Source organism: Rhizobium sp. RHZ02 (assembly GCF_014851575.1).
GTDB lineage: Bacteria > Pseudomonadota > Alphaproteobacteria > Rhizobiales > Rhizobiaceae > Rhizobium > Rhizobium altiplani.
The window spans coordinates 67,549-89,595 of record NZ_JACUZX010000025.1; the positions used below are offsets into that span (position 1 = coordinate 67,549).

Consider the following 22,047-nt stretch of genomic DNA (forward strand, 5'->3'; position numbering starts at 1 on the left):
GGTTCTAGGAGACAGCCGTGGACGACCGTCACGTCATAGAAATCACTACCTGGCTGATGCAGAGCGGGCTCAAGGGCGTGGCCGAAGCGGACCTGCTCGCCGGCTTCTGTGAACGGTGTGGTGCGAACGGACTGCCGGTCGAGCGTTCCGTTGCCGTCATGGACACTCTGCATCCGGTCTATGAACGCCGAGCTTTCCGCTGGGACAGCCGAGAGCCGATCGAGCGGGTGTCGGAATACGGCTTTTCCGGTGCCGGAGCGATCGCCGACAACTGGCTCCGCTCCGCATTCCATCATTTGGAGACGACGGGGTCCGTAGAGGTCCGCAGAAGCCTGAGCAATGGTGACGCGACCGATTTCTACCTGCTGGACGATCTGAAGGCTGCTGGTTTCACAGACTTCATCGCCATTGCGCATCGCTTCGGCGATGGTGGTACGATCGGAGACATCGACTGCTTCTTCTCCCACTTTGCCACGCGAGCGAAGGATGGATTCTCCGATCGTGACGTCGCGGTATTGCGCGATCTGCTTCCCTGCCTGGCGCTGGCCGTCAAATGCGTGACGATTAGCGGCGTTGCCGGCACGATTGCCAAGGTCTATCTGGGGCAGGATGCGGCCAACCAGGTACTGCACGGCAAGATCACCCGCGGTCAAAGCGACCGCATATCGGCCGCGCTGTGGTTTTCCGACCTTGCCAACTTCACGCACATCTCGGACACAGTCGATCCGGAAGAGATTATTCCGATGCTCAACGACTATGCGGATGCAGTGATCTCGTCGGTGCAGGAAGCGGGCGGCGAAGTGCTCAAGCTGATGGGCGACGGCACGTTGGCGATTTTCAAGGGCAGGCGGCCGAGCGAGGCCTGCTCGGCGGCGTTGAATGCCCGGTCGCTGCTCGATAAACGCCTGCTCGACCTCAATGCGCAGCGCCGTATCGAGGGGAGGCCGGTGACCGACGTCTATCTCGGGCTCCATCTCGGCGAGGTCTTTTACGGCAACATCGGGAGTGCAGATCGCCTCGATTTTACGGTCATCGGGCCTGCCGTCAACGAAGTCAGCCGAATTGTCTCGCTCTGTCGGTCGCTGCAGAGCCGCTTGCTGATGTCGGCGAGTTTCGCGGCAATCGTTGCACCCACACAAATGGACAGCCTGCATTCGATCGGCCAGCATGTCTTGCGCGGCGTCAATCGTGCTCAGGAACTGTTCACGCTGATGCCGCTCATTTGAACTGATCCCGGCCGCGTGACCATACAGGCCCAATTTGCAGCACTCTTGTTGCGTTCCAGGCGGTAACGGAACGTAAATGCCAAGGTAACAAGGCTTGGTGGCCGCTATTAACGCGGGTCTGTTACCGTTGCGTACTTCCGCCAAGCCACTGGCTCGCTAAGATTGTTCAAACGAAGCCGACTGAGGCCGGGGTGGTCTTCATGGGCAAGGAAAACGACGGGCTAAGAACGCCTTCCGATGCCGAGCGGCGAGGGTTACACCGCTTGATGCTGAAGCTGCCCTCGGTCCGCGGGCGGCTTCAACTGATCGGGGAGAAGTCGGAATCTCTTGGCAGCCTCTGCGAGGCCTATGAGGATGCTAGCTCCACCCTCGACCGGCTGAGGAGCAGTGCCGGCGACATGAACCATGCGATGGTCCATGAGTATGAAATGGTCTGCGCAGAGATCGAGGCAGACGTGATCAAGTACTGTCGTGAGCGCGGAGGCGGCGGCCTGGAATAGGACCGACCAGCTCGCACCAATGTCGGTCACGTTTTAGTTTTGTTAGCGTTTTGTGTTGCAACCCCTTGTTTTCTGCGAGGCAAGCCCATCTGTTCTACTTGGCATTGAGCATTGCGTAGCGGGGCGGCAATGAAGGCTAAGGAATACGAAGGCTGGGCTCATGACGTTTCATGCTCGGAAGCCAGCGCAGAACTGGAGCGTCTGCTCGCCGACGAGCGGTTCAGGGCCACCGAAAGAAGCCGCAGCATCCTTAAATATATCGCGGAACAGCAATTCGCTGGGCACGCCGAGGGCGTGAAGGCCTATTCTATCGCCATTGACGTGCTTGGCCGACAAAGCAATTTCGATCCGTCACTCGATCCCATTGTTCGCATCGAGCTCAGCCGATTGCGATCCTCGCTCAGCCAGTATTACGAGGCTTTCGGTGAAGATGGTGGGGTCACGGTTCAATTGCCGAGAGGGCGCTATATTGCGATTTTCACGCGGTCCACCGGTGCATCCCCAGGCATCGATGATCGAGAGCATCCCGCAACGACCTGGGGCGAACCCGTAAAGCTGGTTCCTCAGTTGCCCGTTTCTACGGTTGCGCCGAAAGTCCAAGGCGCCTTCTGGGCGACCTTGCGGCTCGCTGCAACCCTGGCGCTGCTGATGGTCGTGGTCGTAGGCACCGGTATCACCGTTTATGCGGCGCGTACCGTCACAACAACGGCCAAGCCTACAGTCGCACTCACGCTGACTGCGGTGGATGAGGGGCTGCGTGACGAGGCCGCTGTTACTCGGGACATGTTGCTGACCGCCCTCACGCAATTTCAGACTCTGACGGTTTCGCAAGCCGACCGGCGCGAGAGGCCGCTTGCCTCGGTGCTTCGCCCGGCCAGATCGAACGCCTACGCAATCGATATGAAATATTACGGTGATGGTGACGATCGCAGTATCTGGTGGCAGGTCGTCGACACGGCGACGGGCGATCTTCTCAAATCCGGTTTGGAGAGGGTCGATACCAGCGGCAGGACGGTTGCGTCGGTCCGGGAGGAATTGGTCGCGCAACTCTCGCGCCGCTTTGCTGCTACACGTGGGATCATCAACAACATCGAAGCACACGATATGGCTGAGGGCTCGCTTGGCAACGCATGCGTCCTTCAGGCCGAACACGAGTTGGACGACGGCCCGGCATCGGCCCTCGCGCGTACAATCAATTGCCTGGAAAGAACGATTGCGGCAAACCGCTACGATGCCGACGCAACCGCAGCGCTGGCAATGCTGCTAGCGGCGGGGCAGGCGGAGATCACCGACAACAGCAAGCTCGCGCGTGCGCTCGAGCTTGCCAACCGGGCAGTCTCATTGTCGCCGCTTTCGGACCGGGCGCACCTGGCGCTGATGTTGTCGCAATTCTACAGTGGAAGGATCGACGCGGCAATCGCCGCGGGCAACCGCGCGCTCGCGCTCAATCCCAACAACCCCGATGTGGCTGCAAAGCTTGGTCTTGCACTGTTCGCGCTGGGCTATTTTGATGCGGGCGTTTCTCTTGCGCGCGATGCCGGTAGATTAGTCGATGTCGTTCCGCGTGATGCGGTCCTGGTTCTCGCACTCGACGCTTACCGCCGAAGAGATTGGTCGGAGGCTTCGCTGCTTGCCGAGCAGGCAAGTGACAGGAATTTCCTGATCAGCGTCTTGCGCGTTGCCGCACTCGGGCAACTCGGGTCGGATGAAGCGGCGCAGCGGCTTACAGAGCTCCGGCAGCTCACGCCGGATTTCGAGACGACCTTCCGCGAGAGAATGGCGCAGCGACGCTATCAACCGCTGCTTTCCGCCTCCATCGAAGAAGGACTGACGAAAGCGGGCGCCCGCTTCACAGCGGAGGGGCTAGCGACTGCCTTTTAGCCGGCGCTGCAGCGTGTAGTGAGTCCGCGTCGGTAGCGCAGCGAGTTCCGTAAGAGTGTTTCGCTGCGTGCGACCGGCGGCAAGGGCCGCGCATTTGCGCGCGGCTCGCCCGGGCCGATATTGCATGTAGGTTTACAGTCGTGGCTGGTATCGATCGCCGTCTAACTTTGGTTGGCTGCCCCTTTGGCAGTCGTTCGGCGTTTGGCTGGCTTGGCGGGCGCTTCGTCTGAGCCTCCTGAGAGTGCCTTGCGCAGGTTCTCCTCCTGATCCGGCGCTAACGAGGTTTTCAGTACGCGGCCACGCAGCCCCTGGAACTCTGCCAGGACTTTTTCCGGCTGCACCTTGCGTATGAGCACGAAGAGAGCGGAGGAGGAGTTCGGTATGGTTCCGCCAAGAGACTTGATGAATTCGTCGTTGATGCCGTAGTCGGAAAGCGAACCGGAGATCGCGCCAGTGCCTGCACCGACGAGCCCGCCGATCGCAAAGCCTGCGAGCGGATTGAGGAATAGCAGACCAACCAGGGCGCCCCAGAGTGAGCCGGACAAAAGCCCCGATGTGGCCCCGATTGCTGCCAGGTTGAGGCTCTGCTTGAGATGGACCTTGCCGGCTTCATCTCTCACGACGACCACCGCGTCCTCGAGGTCGACCAGATATTCCTTCTTCAGGTTGTGAAGTTTCAACAACACCTTATCTGCTTCATCCATGGCATCGAAGCCGATCACAACGAGTTCCGACATTGTTCGTTCCTTTCGTTTGATAGCAGGGGTACAGAGCGGTTGAACGGCTGGAAAACGCCAGCCGGGAGGCTATTGATCAAACGCGTAAATCTTCTTCCAATCGGCTTTCATATCGACGAGCAGCCAGTTGCGGCTCTCCGCCTCGTCGAGCGCCTTGTCCAGCTTCCCGAAGTCCGATTTGCGATCATAGGCGTATTCGCGATCTGCGTCGGTATGATGAATGATCATTGCAAAGTGCGGTCCCTGGCCAGCCATTACCCAGCGCAGCATCTCGTAGTCGCCGTCCGAATTGCCTGCGGCAAGGATCGGTCGCCTGCCTATGAATTTGTTGATGCCCACCGGCTTGCCCGGGCCATCGTCAACGAAATCGACTTTCGGAAGGCGGTTTAGAACCGGGATGTCGCCGACGAGCGCGTATTGCGTCGTGATCGTGCTTCCGACGACTTGTTCAGGCGGAATGCCGTATGCTTTCTCGGTCATCGGGCGCATGAACTCGACGCCGCCACCCGAAACAATGAAGGTCTTGAAGCCATTGGCGCGCAGGTAATCCAGCAGTTCGCGCATGGGCAGAAATGTCATCTCGTTGTAAGGCTTGCCGGTCTTCGGGTGTCTCGCCGTGGCGAACCAGTCGATGACGATGTTGCGGAAATCGTCGGTCGTCAGACCGGCGTGGGTCTCCATCACAAGCTCGACGAGGCCTCGTTCGCCGCTCTTTGCGATACCCTTGAGATCGCCGGCCAGAATCGACTTGAAGGGTTCCTTTTCCTTCCACTCGGGGTGCTGTGGAGCGAGCGCCTTGACCCGATCCAGTATGAAGCCAAGTTGGAAGTAGAACGGCTGCTCGGTCCAGAGCGTACCGTCGTTGTCGAATACGGCGATGCGGTCCTCGGGCGCCACGTAGTCGGCGCCGCCTTGCGTTGTCACTTTCTTGATGAAGTCGACAATTGCCTGCTTCGATTTGCCATCGTTCCAGGAGGGAAGCTCCTGCGCGAATGCGCTCACCGGCAGCAGCAAGAAAAGCAGGAGGAAGCGCACAGACCGGGACATCGGATACTCCTGATCAGGTTGCAACGCGTTTAATGCAGCGAAAGCCGACGTGACTAGTGGACGTGTCTTCTGGCTCGGCGTGGCGCGCTGCCGGGCGATAGCGCCGGCAGTAGTTCGGGGCGCAAAGATGCGAGCCGCCCTTCAATACTCGCCTCGGGATAAGAATGTTCGGCTGATTGGGATCGTAACTTGCCTCTTTTCCGCCGCCGCGCGGGTTCTCGGGGATGCAGCACGCCTTTGCCGCAGGCTGCGGATGTCGCGTCGACCAATAGTCCTGCGTCCACTCCCAGACATTGCCGATCATGTCATAGGCGCCGTAACCGTTTGGCGCAAACGACCGCACGGGTGTCGTCCGGTCCTTGCCGTCAGGTTTCGTGCTGTGGGTCGGGAAGGTGCCCTGCCAGGTGTTGGCCATGGCAACACCACCGGGCATAAGCTCGTCGCCCCAGGCAAATTCAGTGTCGTCAAGCCCACCACGTGCCGCCAGTTCCCACTCGGCCTCTGTCGGCAGATCCATTCCGGCCCATTCGGCATAGGCCTTCGCGTCGGAGTAGGCGACATGGACAACCGGGTGATCGAGCTTGCCGCGGAGGTCGCTGAGGCCGCCGTAGGGTCGCCGCCAGTTGGCCCCGAACTTGAATTTCCACCACTGAGCGATATCCGCGCCACTCACCGATTTCGGCGGTGTGAAGACAAGAGATCCGGCCCGAAGCATGTTCGGTAGGGCGCCCGGATAGTCCTTCGGGTCGGGCGCCTTCTCGGCCAATGTTACGTGGCCGGTCGCCTTGACGAATTCCTGGAATTTGCGGTTCGTGACAGGCGTCGCCTCGATCCAGAAGCCATCGACGGCAACAGGATGAGCCGGGGCCTCTTCCGGATAATGGTCGTTGGACCCCATCACGAAGGTCCGGCCGGCTATCCAGACTAGGTCGCCATTGTCGTCGCCCTGACGTTGCGGCCGGTGTTCTGCGTCAAATGCCAGTGCCATCGTCGCCTCCGAAAGCCTGCCCTTAATATTCCGCGTCTTGCCTTACCCGTAAGTACGTTACGGTAACACGGCTTCCACAAAACGTTACATCAGGCGTAAATCTGCTGCTGTGGGCCATGAATTCAACTCGGCCAATGGATTTCCGCGCGTCGAAGGGGGCGGGTGTTGCAGTGTTGGGCCGATGCGGCTGCCCGCGCGGCCAATCGAGTGCATCTTCAGGTGCTGCAGGGCCGTTCGGCAGCTTTTGTTGCCACCTGACCTGACTGGAGAGTTCGCCACCGGAAGGCTGTCGCCAGGGGCTTGGCCGTCCGGTGAATCGCTGGCGCGGCGGCTGCTTGAAAAGCAAAGCCGCCCGCCGCCGCTTTGCTATTTTCCTGACGCTGGGCTCTCCAGCGAGCGCATCAAGGCGTCGACCATCTGATCGATGCTGAAGCTCGCGGAACGCTGGCTTGGAGGATAGTCCTTGAACGTCTGCAAGAAGGGGGCGACTCGGTAGACGCCGTACTGGATGAGATAGGCATTCTTCGCCAGCCAGTCATAATACTGGTCAGAGACGACGTCGGCGCGCTCGAAGGGGTCCATGCGCAGATTGAAGACCTTCGGCGCACGCAAACAAGTAAAGGGGTTTGCCCATACCACGAAGCCGCCCGGCTCCCTCTGTTCACAGAACACGATCTTCCAATTGCCATAGCGATAAGCGACGACCTCTCCATCATCGTTGAAATAGTAGAAATCTTCGCGTCCGGACTTCGGCTGCTGTCCTGTCAGGTAAGGAAGCTGGTTGTAACCGTCGAGATGGACCTTGAACTGATTGCCGTTGATGCTTGCGCCATTGAGGAGCTGTTCCTTGATGCCGGGATCGCCGGCTGCGGCAAGCAAGGTCGGAAACCAGTCAAGTCCGGACATCATCTCATTGGACACCTCGCCCGCCGTGATGTGGCCGGGCCAACGAACCATCGCCGGAACGCGGAAGGCGCCTTCCCAGTTGGTATCCTTCTCGCTTCGGAAAGAGGTCGTCGCCGCATCTGGCCAAGACCACTGGTTCGGGCCATTGTCCGTCGTGTAGACGACGATCGTATTGTCGGCGATCTTGAGATCGTCCAACGCCTTGAGGAGCTTCCCGACATCGCCGTCATGCTCGATCATGCCATCGGCATATTCGTTGCCGGGCATGCCGCTTTGCCCCTGCATCGAATCCCGAACATGGGTAAAAGCGTGCATGCGCGTGGTATTCATCCAGGTGAAGAAGGGCTTTCCTTCCTTGGCCTGACGCTGGATGAAATCGATCGCCGCAGCGGTCGTTTCATCGTCGATCGTTTCCATACGCTTGCGATTAAGTGCGCCAGTATCTTGGACCCGTCCGTCAGCGAACGAATGCAAGACGCCGCGCGGCGAATTCGCTTTCACGAACGCCTGGTCGTTCTTTGGATAATAGGGACGCTCAGGCTCTTCTTCGGCATTCAAGTGATAGAGGTTGCCGAAGAACTCGTCGAAGCCATGCTGCGTTGGCAGGAACTCGTCGCGATCGCCGAGGTGGTTCTTGCCGAACTGGCCGGTTGCATAGCCGAGTGGCTTCAGCGCCTGCGCGATGGTAATGTCACGCGCCTGCAAGCCGACCGTTGCTCCGGGAATGCCGACCTTGCAGAGACCCGTACGGAGGCAGACCTGGCCGGTAATGAATGTCGAGCGGCCGGCAGTGCAGCTGTTTTCGGCGTAATAGTCGGTGAACAGCATGCCTTCCTTGGCAATACGATCAATATTGGGCGTCTTGTAGCCCACGACGCCCATCGAATAGGCGCTGATGTTTGTCTGGCCGATGTCGTCACCGAAGATGACGAGTATATTCGGTTTGGTCGTATCTTGAGCCGGCGTCGCCTGCTGCGCATGGGCGATCCCATAGCTGAGGGATGTCGAGGCCAGCGCCAATGCCAAAGCTGCGCCGGCGTGCCGAAGCCGTTTTGAGAGAGATGCACTCATTGCGATCTCCCTTGTCCATGCAGGTGATTCAACATCTACGCTCTCCTGATTGTAGGTAGGCCAAACTCGGCCGCAGATTCCCACTGAAAAGCGTTGGTCGGTAAGTACGTTACGGTAACAAACGAGGGTCACGACGTAACAGCGCACAGAATGCCTGATTGCTACTGGGTCAACTGCTGTGGTTTGAGATCGCCTTGCAGGGTTTCGTCGACAGGGCGCTTCTTGGCCCGCATCGGCTGTTCAAGCACCGTCACCGGCGCGGCGACAGCCGTGGCTGCGACGTTACCGATGGTCGTCACTGTTCCGCCGACGACAGCGGTAAGTCCTTGGCCGAGCGTGACGTTGGAATCCGTCAGCGTCTGACCGGTGACGATCCGCTGGCCAATCAGCTGAACGATTTCAGGACTTTCGGCGAACTTGCCGTGGTTCAGGCCTTCGCCTTTGACCTTGGTGAGATCGATGGCGGTAATGCCGGCGGCTTCGAGTTTCGAGCGATAGGGCTCAACGGTCGGATCGATCGCGCCCAAACGCGAGACCTTTCCCGTGATGAAACTTGAAACCGCAAGCGCCTTGTCATCCTGAGACACGAAGATCGTGAATTTCGGCGTCGGCGTGCCCATCTCCGCGAACTGCTTGGCAAAGACCTGAATATCGATATCCGGGGACGCGAGAATGACGTTGTGGATCTTGCTGTTCACGTGTCCGTCGCGGATACCCATCTGCCGCAGGGATTCCATGGTCAGCCAGGTGCCCATTGAATGAGCGAGGATCGTGATGTCCTTGACGTCGGGGTCGGCGGCTAGCGTCCGCAGCGCCTGCTCGAGCGCCGTGCGTGAATAGTTGGTGCTTTCCTTGTCGTATTCATAGGCGGTAAGCTGCGCGCGTGACGGCCATGTGAAGAGGATAGGGGTCGCCTGCATCCCTGAATCGTGGACGATCTGGGCCAGACGGAAGACGGAATCCTCATACTTGTTGTTGAAGCCGTGGACAAAGACCAGCGCATGCCCGCCCTGGATGTTCTGGTGGAACCAGGCGCGCCCCTCTGGAACGGTGTCGATCTCCTTGACGCTGGTCACCGCAAAATCGGTTGCGGGATTGGGCGGTAGACGCTTCGGCCATTGGACTGTGCCTGAGGCCCGTTTCGGCGGGATGGAGACGTCAATCGCCGTCAGATAGGGCTTTGGGCTGCGTTCGCCGGTGAACAGCGTCGCCTGGTCGCCGGAAGGTTCGCGCGTGGTTGCGACCAGCATGCTGACCTTTGAGGTATTCTGCGTTGCCGCCGATAGCGCAACAGGGGCCATGACTCCGCTTGGATGACCGCAGCTGGCAAGAACTGCCGCGACGAGCAAAGGTGCAAGTGTCCGAACAGTACGGGCAGCAATCACGTTCCGGTTCCCTCATTGAAACGCAAGCACCTTACGGTGGCCGGGCTTTGGTGAAGTACTCTCACAGAAACGACGCGAATGTTACGTGCAATTCGCGCTCCATGCCCTAGGGCCACGACGAGTTTTAAGTAAGTGTTACCGAACCGCAACGAGCTTTGCCTGCCGCTTGGTTGCCAGGCAATCCGTCTGCTGCGCTTGGTCGTGCCAGGTTTGGTCGTTTTGTGAATTCGGTTCACAGATGCTTGGACCAAGTGACCGCTTATCACCTAAATCCAGTGCCTCCATATGTTCGCCAGTCAACCAAGCCGGCAGACCGGCAACATCATTTTGAGGCACATCATGCCAACTGCTCTCTTTGCTTTGACGATCGCGGCCTACGCGATCGGAACCACGGAATTCGTCATCGTCGGCTTGTTGCCGACCGTTGCTTCAGATCTCCAGATCAGTCTGCCGTTGGCGGGATTGATTGTCAGCGTCTATGCGCTCGGCGTCACATTCGGCGCGCCGGTGCTAACGGCTTTGACCGGGCGCATCGCAAGAAAACCATTGCTTCTCGGCCTTATGGCGCTCTTCATCGTCGGCAACGGCATGGCGGCAATCAGCCCAAGCTATGCTCCGTTGCTGGTTGCGCGCGTCCTTTCAGCCTTCGCACATGGCGTCTTCTTCTCCGTCGGCTCGACGATCGCAGCTGATCTCGTTCCCGAGAACCGTCGCGCCTCGGCGATCGCGATGATGTTCATGGGCTTGACGGTCGCCATCGTAACAGGCGTCCCGCTTGGCACTCTGATCGGTCAGATCTTCGGCTGGCGCGCAACATTTGCGGCGGTAGCAGGCCTCGGTGCGATTGCCTTCGTTGCGATTGCAGTGTTGCTGCCTTCGAACCTCAAGAAGGCACCGGCCGCCAGCGTCGGCGACCAGATCCGCGTGCTCGGCAGCGGCCGCCTGTTGATCGTCTTCGCCATGACCGCACTTGGCTATGGCGGCACCTTCGTCGCCTTTACGTTCCTGGCGTCGATCCTGCAGGAGATCACCGGCTTTGCTGCCAGCACGGTCAGCATCATCCTCGTGGTCTATGGCATCGCGATCGCCATTGGCAACGTCGCCGGCGGCAAACTTGCCAATCGCAGCCCGGTACGCGCCCTGACCGGCTTGTTCATCGCCCAGGCGATCGTGCTGGTACTCTTCAGTTTCACCGCGCCATCGCCCTGGCTGGTCGTCCCGACGCTGGCGGCACTCGGCTTCCTCTCGTTCGCCAACGTGCCCGGCCTGCAGATTTATGTCGTGCAGTTGGCGAAGCAGGTTCGTCCCGCCGCCGTCGATGTGGCATCGGCCCTGAATATCGCCGCCTTCAACCTCGGTATCGCCGCGGGCGCATGGATCGGCGGCCTTGTGGTGGAATCTTCGCTGGGGCTTGAGGCGACACCCTGGGTTGGCGCAATTCTCGTGGGCGGAGCCTTGGTCCTGACGCTCTGGAGTGGCGCTCTGGACGGTCGTTCGACAGCGGATAGCGATACTGTGACCCAGCCCGCCTAACCCGCGAGGCGAATTCCGACGTCCCGGGAACGGTGGTTGACGTGAGCCCATCGCGTTGGCCACCATTGCTTCTGTGGACGGTGGAGTACCTGTGCGCCTAACTAGGTGGGGAAAGGCGGCGCCCCGGGAGGCGCGCTCCTCGGTGTTCCTCCAAGATGCCTCTTTTCCCGGTAAAATTGTGTCCTTGCTGACCACAATTTTCTTGCCTAACAGCGGCATGCTGCGACATACTTACAGCCGCTGATAGCCACTTGAATGCATGCCTAGAGACACCTTGCGAATTCGCGTTCTTCACGCAGTTGGGGTTCGATCAATGGAACATGTGTCGCTTCGCAGTATCACTGCATTTCTCAATATATCGATTGCAATGCTCGTCGCTTGTGGGGCATCGGTTCTGACCAGCGCGTTCGCATACGCACAAGATCCCTTTGACGATTTTCCGATGGTTATCAGCTGTGAATACAAGGGCACCTACCACGCATTCTATTTGTCCAGGGTGACGAAAGACGGCACCGCCACTTTTTCAGCCTCCGACCGGATTGCGGGGACGATTACGCTGGACGGTAAAGCAAAGGCCGTGGGCGGATCCGACGGGGGAAGCTGCTTGGGCAAAACCCTCAAGGAATTGCGCGAGTCAGGGCAGGCGCACGACCTTAAATCCTAGCCCCGCAACGCACTGGCTCTGGAGAATTGGCCGGACCAGGGCCAGCATGCGCGCGGGCGGTGGAGAAGTGCCGGAATGTCGTTCGACGTTGGGCCTGAACCTACGTCGCATGAAATAGCCTTCGAGGAGGCCGTCGGGGAGGCGGGCTTCATTTTCTAGGTGAAGGTTGGGAGGAGCATGGAAGAGCTGCGAACTCCTTTCAGGGTAACGGCTGGTCGCTTTCTGCGCTCGGTGCGCGTTTTCATGTCCTCGGAGGTCGGCGGCACGGCAAAGCTTCTGACCGCATGCCTTGTCGTGCTCTTCCTCGCGATCAACGGGCTCAATGTGCTGAATAACTTCGTGGGCCGGAACTTCATGACGGCGATCGCCGACAGGCAGATCGCTGAGTTTGTCCGGCAGGCCATATTCTATCTTCTCGTGTTTGCCGGCTCCACGATCGCATCGGTTTATGCGCGCTTTACGGAGGAGCGGCTGGCCCTCACATGGAGAGACTTTCTGACGCGTCGCGCCGTCAATCTCTATCTTACTGACGGAGCCTTTTACCGCCTCGGTGTTTCGGGAGGACTCTCGTATCCGGATCAGCGCATTTCCGAAGATATCCGCGCATTTACCGTGACCACACTGTCCTTCCTGCTCATGATCTTCAGCAGCGGGCTAACGATCCTTTCATTTTCAGGGGTACTTTTATCCATCAACCCCGTCTTGTTCGCCGTGGCGGTCCTTTATGCTGCCTGCGGCTCGTTTCTCACGGTCTGGCTGGGCCGCCCGCTCATCAAGCTGAACTATGACCAGCTCGACAAGGAGGCGAGTTTCCGCACGGGGCTCATCCAAGCAAGGGAGAATGCAGAGCGAATTTTGCTGACCGGCAGCGAGCCGCGCATGAAGTCTTTTCTCGCGGTCCGAATTGATGACCTGGTGACCAACTTTCGCAACATAACATCGGTGAACCGCAATGTCGGCTTCTTCACGACGGGCTACAACTGGCTGATCCAGATCATCCCTGCATTGATTGTCGCGCCGGCCTTCTTCCGCGGTGATATCGAATTTGGGGTGATTACGCAGTCCGCGGCAGCATTCGCCATGCTGGTGGGCGCTTTTTCGCTGATCATCAACCAATTCAACTCGATCTCCAGTTTTGCTGCAGTGGTGGCGCGCCTGAGTACTCTTTCGGAGGCGATAGAGAGACCAAAGGGGGGTGCCAAGATTCAGGTCGATGAGACCCGGGACGACCTGTCGTATGAGAAACTCACGATATTGTCGGAGCGGGACGGATCGTCGTTGCTGCAGGAGTTGACCGTCGCCATCCCGCCTCGTGCCCGCGTCATGGTGACATGCGCTCGAGAGGACCAAGGGAGCGCACTTTTCAGGGCTACCGCAGGTGTTGCTTATCCCGGCACCGGCCAGATTTTTCGCCCCACGGCTGAAGGCATACGCTTCCTGCCGCAGCACCCCTATTTTCCGCCAGGGACACTTCGACAACTGTTCATTCCCCCGGCCGCGAGCCCGGAAATTTCGGACGAACGCATTGCGCTGCTACTTGCCGAATTTGAACTTCAGCGCATTTCTAAGATCGAGGAATTTCAACAAGAAGTGGAATGGCATACCGTTCTGACGCAAAGAGAGCAGTGCTTGCTCATGCTGGCGAGCGCATGCGTTGCGAAGCCGCATGTCATCTTGCTTGAGAGAACCGAGGCTATGGTTGGCTGGGAGACACTTTTCCGGATCATGACACGCTTTGCAAATGACGGCATCGCCTGCGTTCATATCGGAAGCGCCGCCGACATATCATCCTATGACGCCATCCTGGACTTTGACGATAGTGGCGCATGGCAGTGGAATACGCCGCATGACCGCGGGAACGGCAGCGGTGCAAAGCACGCAAATTGAGACGACAAAAAAGTCGATAGGAGGCTGATGATGACGAACGCCGCTCGTGCAACCAACGACCATCAGAAGACGAGTGCTCCGCTTGGGGCCGAAGAACTCCGCTTAATGGACGCCTATTGGCGTGCATCGAACTATCTCTCCGTCGGGCAGATCTATCTGCTCGACAATCCGCTACTGAGAGAGCCGCTCAAGCGGGAGCATATCAAGCCGCGGCTTCTCGGTCACTGGGGAACGTCGCCCGGCCTGAACATGCTCTATGTGCATCTGAACCGCGTGATCAAGCGCGACGACCTCAACATGATCTACGTGATCGGGCCGGGCCATGGCGGACCTTCGCTGGTCGCACATGCCTACCTGGAAGGGACATACAGCGAAGTCTACCACAATATCGGCCAGGACGCCGAAGGGATGAAGACCCTATTCAAGCAGTTCAGCTTTCCCGGCGGCATTCCGAGCCACGTCGCCCCTGAAACGCCTGGAAGCATCCACGAGGGTGGCGAACTGGGTTATGCCTTGAGCCATGCCTATGGCGCGGCCTTCGACAATCCGGACCTGATCGTCGCCTGCGTCGTTGGCGACGGCGAGGCGGAGACCGGCCCGCTTGCCACGAGCTGGCACAGCAACAAGTTTCTCAATCCAGCCCGTGACGGATGCGTACTGCCGATCCTGCATCTCAATGGCTACAAGATCGCCAATCCATGCTTCTTAGCCCGCATTCCCGAGGAGGAGCTGCGGAAGCTTTTCGAGGGGATGGGCTATGCGCCCCTCTTCGTCGAAGGGCACGAGCCCGACAAGGTGCAGCAGCAACTGGCGGCAGCGATGGATACAGCCGTTGCCGAGATCAAGCGGATCTGGGGGGAGGCGCGCGAGAAGGGCAATCTGAAACGCCCGGCCTGGCCGATGATTGTTTTCCGCACGCCAAAGGGCTGGACTTGCCCGAGTGAAATCGACGGCAAGAAATGCGAGGATTACTGGCGGTCGCACCAGGTCCCGATGGGCGAAATGGACAAGCCGGAACACATCAAGATCCTTCAGCAGTGGATGAAGGAATATAAGCCCGAAGAGCTCTTCGATGACGACGGTAAGCTGCGCGCCGAACTCGCTGCGCTAGCCCCGACTGGCATTCGCCGGATGAGCGACAATCCGCATGCGAATGGTGGCCTGCTCCTGCGTGACCTGAGGCTGCCCGACTTCCGTGACTACGAGGTTTCCGTACCTAGCCCCGGAGCGACGACGACCGAATCTGCCCGGGTGATGGGCAAGTTTCTTCGCGATGTCATGAAACTGAACCTGAACACCAAGAATTTCCGATTGTTCAGTCCCGACGAGAACAACTCGAACCGCTGGCAGGACGTGCTTGAGGTCACCAATCGTTGCTACATGGCCGAAATCTATCCCGAGGACGACCACCTGTCGCCCGATGGCCGGGTGATGGAGGTGTTGAGCGAGCATCAATGCCAAGGCTGGCTTGAAGGGTACCTTCTGACAGGGCGGCATGGCTTCTTCTCATGCTATGAAGCCTTCATTCACATCATCGACTCGATGTTCAATCAGCACGCCAAATGGCTGAAGGTGTGCAACGATATTCCATGGCGCCGTCCGATCGCGTCCCTCAACTATTTCCTGAGCTCGCATGTCTGGCGCCAGGACCACAACGGCTTCAGCCACCAGGATCCGGGGTTCATCGACCATGTGGTCAACAAGAAGGCCGAGGTGATCCGCGTCTATCTGCCGGCGGATGCCAACACGCTGCTTTCCGTTACCGACCATTGCCTCCGGAGCCGCAACTACGTGAACGTCGTCGTTGCCGGCAAGCAGCCGGCGCCGCAATGGCTGACTATGGATCAAGCCGTCAAGCACTGCGCCCAGGGCCTCGGTATCTGGGAATGGGCCAGTAACGACAAGGGCGGCGAGCCTGATGTCGTCATGGCGTGCTGCGGCGACGTGCCAACGCTGGAGACGCTGGCGGCGGTGCAGATGATCCGCGAACATCTACCGGAATTGAAGGTGCGCGTCATCAACGTCGTCAACCTCATGAAGTTGCAGCCGTCGAGCGAGCACCCCCATGGGCTTTCCGACGCCGATTTCGATGCGCTCTTCACCAAGGACAAGCCGATCATCTTTGCGTTCCATGGATATCCCTGGCTGATTCACCGGTTGACCTACCGGCGCACGAACCACGACAATCTGCACGTCCGCGGATACAAGGAGGAGGGGACGACGACGACACCTTTCGATATGGTCGTTTTGAACCAGCTCGATCGCTTCCACCTTGTCGAAGACGTCATCGATCGACTGCCGCAACTCGGTGCCCGCGCCGCCTACTTCAAGCAAGCGATCCGCGAGAAGCTGATCGAGCACCGGCATTACATTGAAAAGCACGGTGATGACATGCCTGAAATCACCGGCTGGAAGTGGGGCGTCCTCGGAGGGGCGGCAAGCAAGCAAAGGACATCGACGGAAGGCGACAACACGTAGCGTTCGGCGCAGCCGGGTGCCTCCCGGAGCCGTTGCTCCGGGGGGCACTATCAAAGACGATGCAGAGGACGCAGGCTGCTGGCGCCCGTTCGAGTGGCGAAGTGCGTATTGGTACGATGCCGTTGGCGGCAAGCGATTGCAAAGCTGTATGGGAGGGGAAGCCATGGTTGCGGTGTCACCCAGGCCAAACTTGGAGTCGGGGCTGACCGACGAGGACTTTGCGCGACTGCAGTTCACCTCGGTGCTCTACTATCTGCATTCTACGAACCCGGACAACGGCCTCGTTCGCGACAAGACGCAACCCGGCGCACCGGCAAGCATCGCTGCCATCGGCATGGCGCTCGCCACCATTCCCGTCGTCGTGGAGCGTGGCGTCCTCATTCGCGAGTTTGCCGTCAAGATGGTCCGGCGCAGGCTCGAATTCCTGATGCAATGCCACCAGGGCCCCGAGCCGGACGCCTCGGGCCACAAGGGCTTCTTCTATCATTTTCTCGACATTGAGACGGGACAGCGGGTGTGGGAATGCGAGCTGTCGACGATCGACTCGGCCTTTCTGTTCGCTGGTGCGCTGACAGTCGCCACCTATTTTGACGGGGAGAGCGCCGAAGAAGCGAAGATCAGGACGCTTGCGACGGAGCTATACGAGCGTGCAGACTGGAACTGGGCGCGGGATCAGGGCGCTACCCTGACGCATGGCTGGCGACCCGAGAGTGGCTTCATTCCTTACCGTTGGCGTGGTTATGACGAAGGCCTGCTTCTCTACATATTGGGGCTGGGATCACCGTCGCATCCGCTGCCGCCCGAGAGCTATGAGGCCTACACGGAAAGCTACGAATGGCGGAACATTTACGGCCGCGAGCTGCTCTATTCCGGTCCGCTGTTCACCCACCAGCTATCGCATATGTGGATCGATTTCCGAGGCATCCGCGATCAGTTCATGCACGAGCATGACAGTGACTACTTCCAGAACAGCCGGCAAGCGACCTTTGTCCATCAGGAGTATGCGATCCGAAATCCGATGCAGTTCGAGGGTTATGGTGAGCATTGCTGGGGATTTACCGCGTGTGACGGCCCGGGCTGGGTGAAGGCGGATGTCGGCGGGGTTCGTCGCGAGTTCTTCGATTATGTTGCCCGTGGCGCGCCCTTCGGGCCTGATGACGGGACCGTAGCGCCCTGGGTTGTCGTGGCATCCCTGCCTTTTGCGCCCGAGATTGTCCTTCCGACCGTCCGGAAGTTCGCGGGCATGAAGCTGGGGATGACTAGGCTTTACGGCTTCAAGCCATCATTCAATCAGACCTTCAAGGATCCGAACAGTCCGACTGGCTGGTGGATCAGCCCGTACCACTTCGGGATTGACCAGGGGCCGGTGGCGCTGATGATTGAGAATTACCGCACCGGCCTTTTGTGGACGCTGATGCGTGATTGCGAGCCTATTGTCAGGGGGTTGCGGCGAGCGGGGTTCACCGGCGGCTGGCTGTAGGCGCGCCCGCGGCGATCCACCCAACGATGCCCTGCCAAGTTGATCAGTGGGAGCCGCGAAGCTGGTCGTCCTTCAGCCAATTTCGATTGAAGACACTCTTCGTCCCGTCCGTCGCCTGCGACGTATGAACGATATCGTCCCGCAACCACCAGTCAATCGAGGTGGCGGGCGCCGATAGCGCGCCTTGTTCGAGGTCGGCTCTGACGAGGATTGATATCGATGGATCCCGCACCGTTTTGACGACTGCTGTTTCGGCCGCCGACAACGCGAACAGCGGTGCAACAACGCCCGTCACCAGAACGGACGCATAGACTGGGAGCGTTTGCGAGTACGACATGACATGCACCCCGCGTGAACTGCAGCAATACTACAATGTCGCAAGTCAAACCTACAGTCGACCCTCTATTTCCGGTGTTTTCTCGAATAGGATGCTCGGGGAAGCATAGAACAGCAATTGTTCCGCGGTCTGTCGCCTGCCGGCTCGTTCTACCGAGAATTCGCTGGGCATCGGGCGGCTTCAGTTTCAACGGTGCGCTCAAACGCGGCGAGCCGAGAGCGAGGCGATGTAATCGACGATCGAGGACTTGCCTGCCCGGTATGGAACATGCCGCATCATGCAGCTTGCGCTGATTTATGATTCGGCATGTCGGATCAATCCCGTTAGGGTGAATGCGGTCTCATCACCAATCCCGATCAGAAATATCGGCAGCGCGTACGCCGATGTCAGCACTCCTCCCAATTGTCATGGGCGGGAGCGGCGTTTCCGTGGAAGGCGGCCGCGACTTTCCCCACCAGTTTGCGGGCCGGCGAGGCGGCAGGCCCGCTATCCCGGGTGGCGCGTGGAGCGGAATACGCGCTCGCAGCCGGGCCGCCTGTTCCGAGGTTGAAGCGGGCGATCAGTCGCGAGAGGTTCGAAGCCTCGTCCGCCAGCCGGTTGGTCGCCGCTGTCGACTCCTCTACCATGGCAGCATTCCGCTGGGTGACCTGATCCATCTCATTCACCGCCATGCTGACTTCCGACAGTCCCGTTGACTGTTCCTTCGCGGCCGTCGCGATCGAATGAACATGTTCGTTGATTTTGATCACATGCCCCTGGATCAGCCCGAGCGCCTCACCGGTTGCCGTCACCAGCGTGACGCCTGCGTCGACTTCCGCGCTGGAGCGGCCGATGAGCGTCTTGATGTCCTTTGCGGCATTGGCGGAACGCTGCGCCAGTTCGCGCACTTCCTGGGCGACGACGGCGAAGCCTTTGCCGGCCTCGCCGGCGCGGGCCGCTTCCACTCCGGCATTGAGCGCCAGCAGGTTCGTCTGGAAGGCGATCTCGTCGATGACGTTGATGATCTGACCGATTTCGCCCGAGGCCTGCTCAATGCGTCTCATGGCTGATACGGCGTCCTTGACAACCGCGCTCGACCGCTCGGCGCTGCGGCGCGCCTCGTCGACCATATGGCTCGCCTCTGTTGCCCGTTCGGTGGAATTTTTCACCGCGACGGTGATCTCTTCCAAAGCGGAGGAGGTTTCCTCCAGCGAAGCCGCCTGCTGTTCGGTGCGCTTGGAGAGGTCGCCCGAGGCGCTGCGTATTTCGCTCGAGCCGCTGTTGATCGTGTCGACGGCGGCGCGCACCTCGCCGAGCACCGAGCGCAGGTTGGCCATGGTCGCGTTGACATTGTCCCTGAGTTCGCCGAAGGCGCCCTGGAACTCGCCGCGCATCGTTTCGGTCAAATCACCCTCGGCAAGGGCAGCCACGACACGCCGGGTCTCTGCGACGCCGCGATCGACGGAGGCCACCAGTTCGTTGACTTGCGTGGCAAAGCGGTTGAGGTCGGCATCGCCGTAGTCCTTGGCGATACGCCGCGTGAAATCACCGCCAACGGCGGCCAAGACCACCACGCCGATGCTCGACTGCAGATCAACACTCTTGGCATGAAGGGCAGCTTCATGTGCATTCAGCTCGCGAACCCGGAGGCCGTTCTGCTTGAACACTGCGACGGCGCGCGCCATGTCGCCGATCTCGTCGCTGCGCCCAGTGAAAGGGATCTCGGCGCCGAGATTGCCGCTCGCCAGGACACTCATGTTTTCGGTGATACGACCGATCGGCTTTGCCAGCGCTTTCGCGCCGAAGAGAGCGGCGCCGAGAAGAGTAATCATCACGAGAAATCCACCGGCGAGCGATGTGGTTTCCATCGAATTGAGGGCCACGTTCGAAGCTGCGGCGGCTGTTGTCGCACGGCCCTTTGCGATCGTGCCGGCCTCATCGAGGAGGGACATCGTCTTCTGGATGAGATCGATCTGGTGTGTAACGAATTCCCGTTCCTTGGCGGCGAGGCTTGCGTCGACGCCCGCCGCGCTCAGTTTCGTGCGGAGGAACTCCGCGAGCTGGCCGCTCGTGTTGTAATATTCGTCAACCAGCGCCTTGATGTTTTTCACCCGCTCCTGGTTGACCTGGATTGTCAGGATCGAAAGGGCCGAATCCAGGGCTCTGATGGCTGCGTCGTGATTGTCCCGCGCGGCGGACTTGGCCTGCAGCACCTCGTCCATGGCGTTCGCCAGGCGCATGTTCAGGCTCTCGATCTGCATGCCGCGAATGGCGGCCTTGGCCTCGACATAGTCGCGTGATGCGCCGACCTGTTGCCGTTCGAGTATGGCGCTCTGGCCGACCGAGCGATCCTCTAACCAAAGGCCAGCCAGCATGACGAGCATCATCGCAATGCCGGCAGCGGACATGAGGGCGAGTTTCGTGCTGATACGTGAAAAGAAGGCGGGTAAATTCATGTCGGTTATTCGCCTAGGGAAACCGGCGCGATCGTCATGAATTCCGGCTTCGGCATAAGAATGGCCGGACGCTCGTCATTTCGCCGACAACGTTGCAAGACCACGAGGCCGAAACGTCGCAAAACACTACTTTCCAAAATGCGCGCGACGCAGTGGTTCCGATCGGGAGATCTGACCTTGATCTTTCAAGATTTGAATAATCTCCATAGTTCGCATAGCATTTCTGGGTTAATAAAATGTAAATTTCGAGAAAAAGTTATAATTGACTTTCGTCAATTTGCAGAATATCGAAATAACTCATAGTAGAACAAAATTCAAATCTTGTTTGTTGCTAGGTACTATCAACAGATTTAATAGTGTTTGCCCTTAGTCACTCTTTTTTTATTTGAAGTACCGCTCTTGCTCAGTTTGGCCATTAGGGATCGCTCCACTGGGCAACGTCGAGTATCCCTTGTTGCCTTTGCCAGACGCCTTAAGAGTCCACGAATGCCGATGCCGTTATCTGACGACAAGAACAGGAACGGTCGAATTGGCGAGGACCTGCTGGGTTTGGCTGCCAAGTATCATTCTTCCGATGCCCGTGCGCCCATGTGAGGAGATAACGATCAGGTCGCAGTTTTTTGCCTGAGCAGTCTCGAGAATGGCCGTAGCAGGAGAGCTATTTATCTCGTGGACAAAATCGACCGTCACCTGCGCTTTCGCCGACTTGTTGCGGACAATTCTTTCGATCTCGATCAGGTCTTCTTTCACCGCGTGAGTATAGCTGTCCATGGCCTGTGCCTGAACTACTCCCTGAAGCGCAAAGCCAGCCAGCGGCACCGTGACGTTGATGACCGTCGCTGGAATGCCGAGCGCCTTTGCAAGTGCAAGACCGTGATCGACGCCCTTGGAAGCAAGCTCCGAGCCGTCGGTTGGAATGAGTATACGCTTGTACATGGGACATCCGTTCCAGATCGTGGTGCAATAAATTCATCCAAACCTAGCGGACTGTCCATGTCGAACATTGATCCGCGTCAAGATGGCGAACATGTTTCCCGATATTGACGAATGCGACGGAGGGCGCGCGACTTTAGACTCTGGCGTGCGAACACGAGAGGGCATCGCGGAACGTGGCAAAGCGCAGCTTCTAATGCCAAGGTAGGCGATGCCCGACCTGAGAGATAGGTGACAGAACGTACCGGAGACTTCGGTCATGGATGAGCGTCTTCGATTTGTCGCCCGTTTGCTGGAGGGCGAAGGTATGGGCGAGGTGTGTCGGTCGTTCGGGATCTCGCGCAAGACCGGCTACAAGATCTTCAATCGCTGCAAGGAGGACGGGCTGGAGGCCCTGACGGACCGGTCCCGGCGATGATCGTTCGTTGCAACCAGGAGAAGCCGCACTGGGGGGCGCGCAAGATCCGCGAGCTTCTGGTGCGCCGTCTGGCCGGCGACGTGCGCATCCCGGCGAGAAGCACGGTGCATGCGGTGCTCGACCGGTACGGCCTTGTGAGCC

At 59.1% G+C, this 22,047-nt stretch carries 16 protein-coding genes and 1 pseudogene; 9 read left to right on the top strand and 8 right to left on the bottom strand.

What is annotated here, in order from left to right; all coding sequences use genetic code 11:
* The first annotated feature begins 17 nt into the window (after window positions 1-17).
* From IB244_RS25425 to IB244_RS25435, 3 genes are all read left to right on the top strand, one after another.
* Window positions 18-1,226, top strand: a complete 1,209-nt coding sequence (locus IB244_RS25425) for an adenylate/guanylate cyclase domain-containing protein (RefSeq protein ID WP_018858271.1) — start codon at window positions 18-20, stop codon at window positions 1,224-1,226.
* Between the two features lie 191 nt (window positions 1,227-1,417).
* Window positions 1,418-1,726 carry a hypothetical protein gene (locus tag IB244_RS25430; RefSeq protein ID WP_018858272.1) on the top strand — a complete coding sequence of 103 codons (309 nt, stop codon included), beginning with the start codon at window positions 1,418-1,420 and terminating at the stop codon, window positions 1,724-1,726.
* A gap of 129 nt (window positions 1,727-1,855) precedes the next feature.
* Entirely contained in the window at window positions 1,856-3,607 is a 1,752-nt protein-coding gene (locus tag IB244_RS25435; protein ID WP_018858273.1) for a tetratricopeptide repeat protein, read from the top strand.
* Window positions 3,608-3,768: 161 nt separating this feature from the next.
* On the opposite strand, the gene IB244_RS25440 is transcribed toward IB244_RS25435, so the two are convergent.
* The 5 genes from IB244_RS25440 to IB244_RS25460 form a co-directional block, all read right to left on the bottom strand.
* Window positions 3,769-4,344, bottom strand: a complete 576-nt coding sequence (locus IB244_RS25440) for a DUF1269 domain-containing protein (RefSeq protein ID WP_018116961.1) — start codon at window positions 4,342-4,344, stop codon at window positions 3,769-3,771.
* Window positions 4,345-4,413: 69 nt separating this feature from the next.
* Window positions 4,414-5,391: an HAD family hydrolase gene (locus tag IB244_RS25445; RefSeq protein WP_018116962.1), complete on the bottom strand. Its 978-nt coding sequence runs from the start codon at window positions 5,389-5,391 to the stop codon at window positions 4,414-4,416.
* Between the two features lie 13 nt (window positions 5,392-5,404).
* On the bottom strand, window positions 5,405-6,379 hold the full coding sequence (locus tag IB244_RS25450) for a formylglycine-generating enzyme family protein (RefSeq protein WP_018858275.1): 975 nt from the start codon (window positions 6,377-6,379) through the stop codon (window positions 5,405-5,407).
* 366 nt (window positions 6,380-6,745) lie between these two features.
* Window positions 6,746-8,356, bottom strand: coding sequence for an arylsulfatase (locus IB244_RS25455; RefSeq protein ID WP_018858276.1), 1,611 nt, complete (start codon window positions 8,354-8,356; stop codon window positions 6,746-6,748).
* 161 nt (window positions 8,357-8,517) lie between these two features.
* Window positions 8,518-9,657, bottom strand: coding sequence for an alpha/beta hydrolase (locus IB244_RS25460; protein ID WP_018858277.1), 1,140 nt, complete (start codon window positions 9,655-9,657; stop codon window positions 8,518-8,520).
* 423 nt (window positions 9,658-10,080) lie between these two features.
* Here IB244_RS25460 and IB244_RS25465 point away from each other — a divergent pair, with 423 nt between their 5' ends.
* From IB244_RS25465 to IB244_RS25485, 5 genes are all read left to right on the top strand, one after another.
* Entirely contained in the window at window positions 10,081-11,274 is a 1,194-nt protein-coding gene (locus IB244_RS25465; protein WP_025662783.1) for an MFS transporter, read from the top strand.
* A 313-nt stretch (window positions 11,275-11,587) separates the two neighbouring features.
* Complete coding sequence (locus tag IB244_RS25470) at window positions 11,588-11,938, top strand: hypothetical protein (RefSeq protein ID WP_018858279.1); 351 nt, start codon at window positions 11,588-11,590, stop codon at window positions 11,936-11,938.
* A 177-nt stretch (window positions 11,939-12,115) separates the two neighbouring features.
* A complete protein-coding gene (locus IB244_RS25475) occupies window positions 12,116-13,825 on the top strand; it encodes an ABC transporter ATP-binding protein/permease (protein WP_018858280.1) in 1,710 nt (569 codons plus the stop codon).
* A gap of 30 nt (window positions 13,826-13,855) precedes the next feature.
* The gene (locus IB244_RS25480; protein ID WP_026371934.1) at window positions 13,856-16,303 is read left to right on the top strand and encodes a phosphoketolase; all 2,448 of its coding nucleotides are present in this window, start codon (window positions 13,856-13,858) and stop codon (window positions 16,301-16,303) included.
* Between the two features lie 163 nt (window positions 16,304-16,466).
* A complete protein-coding gene (locus IB244_RS25485) occupies window positions 16,467-17,783 on the top strand; it encodes a glucoamylase family protein (RefSeq protein WP_018858282.1) in 1,317 nt (438 codons plus the stop codon).
* Between the two features lie 43 nt (window positions 17,784-17,826).
* Here the strand turns inward: IB244_RS25485 and IB244_RS25490 are convergent, their stop codons facing one another.
* The 3 genes from IB244_RS25490 to IB244_RS25500 form a co-directional block, all read right to left on the bottom strand.
* A complete protein-coding gene (locus tag IB244_RS25490) occupies window positions 17,827-18,120 on the bottom strand; it encodes a hypothetical protein (RefSeq protein ID WP_018858283.1) in 294 nt (97 codons plus the stop codon).
* 386 nt (window positions 18,121-18,506) lie between these two features.
* Window positions 18,507-20,555: a methyl-accepting chemotaxis protein gene (locus IB244_RS25495; protein WP_246733904.1), complete on the bottom strand. Its 2,049-nt coding sequence runs from the start codon at window positions 20,553-20,555 to the stop codon at window positions 18,507-18,509.
* Between the two features lie 498 nt (window positions 20,556-21,053).
* Window positions 21,054-21,491 carry a universal stress protein gene (locus tag IB244_RS25500; RefSeq protein WP_018858285.1) on the bottom strand — a complete coding sequence of 146 codons (438 nt, stop codon included), beginning with the start codon at window positions 21,489-21,491 and terminating at the stop codon, window positions 21,054-21,056.
* 256 nt (window positions 21,492-21,747) lie between these two features.
* On the opposite strand from IB244_RS25500, the pseudogene IB244_RS25505 reads away from it, so the two are divergent.
* Window positions 21,748-22,047, top strand: a pseudogene (locus IB244_RS25505) (helix-turn-helix domain-containing protein); the annotation flags it as partial.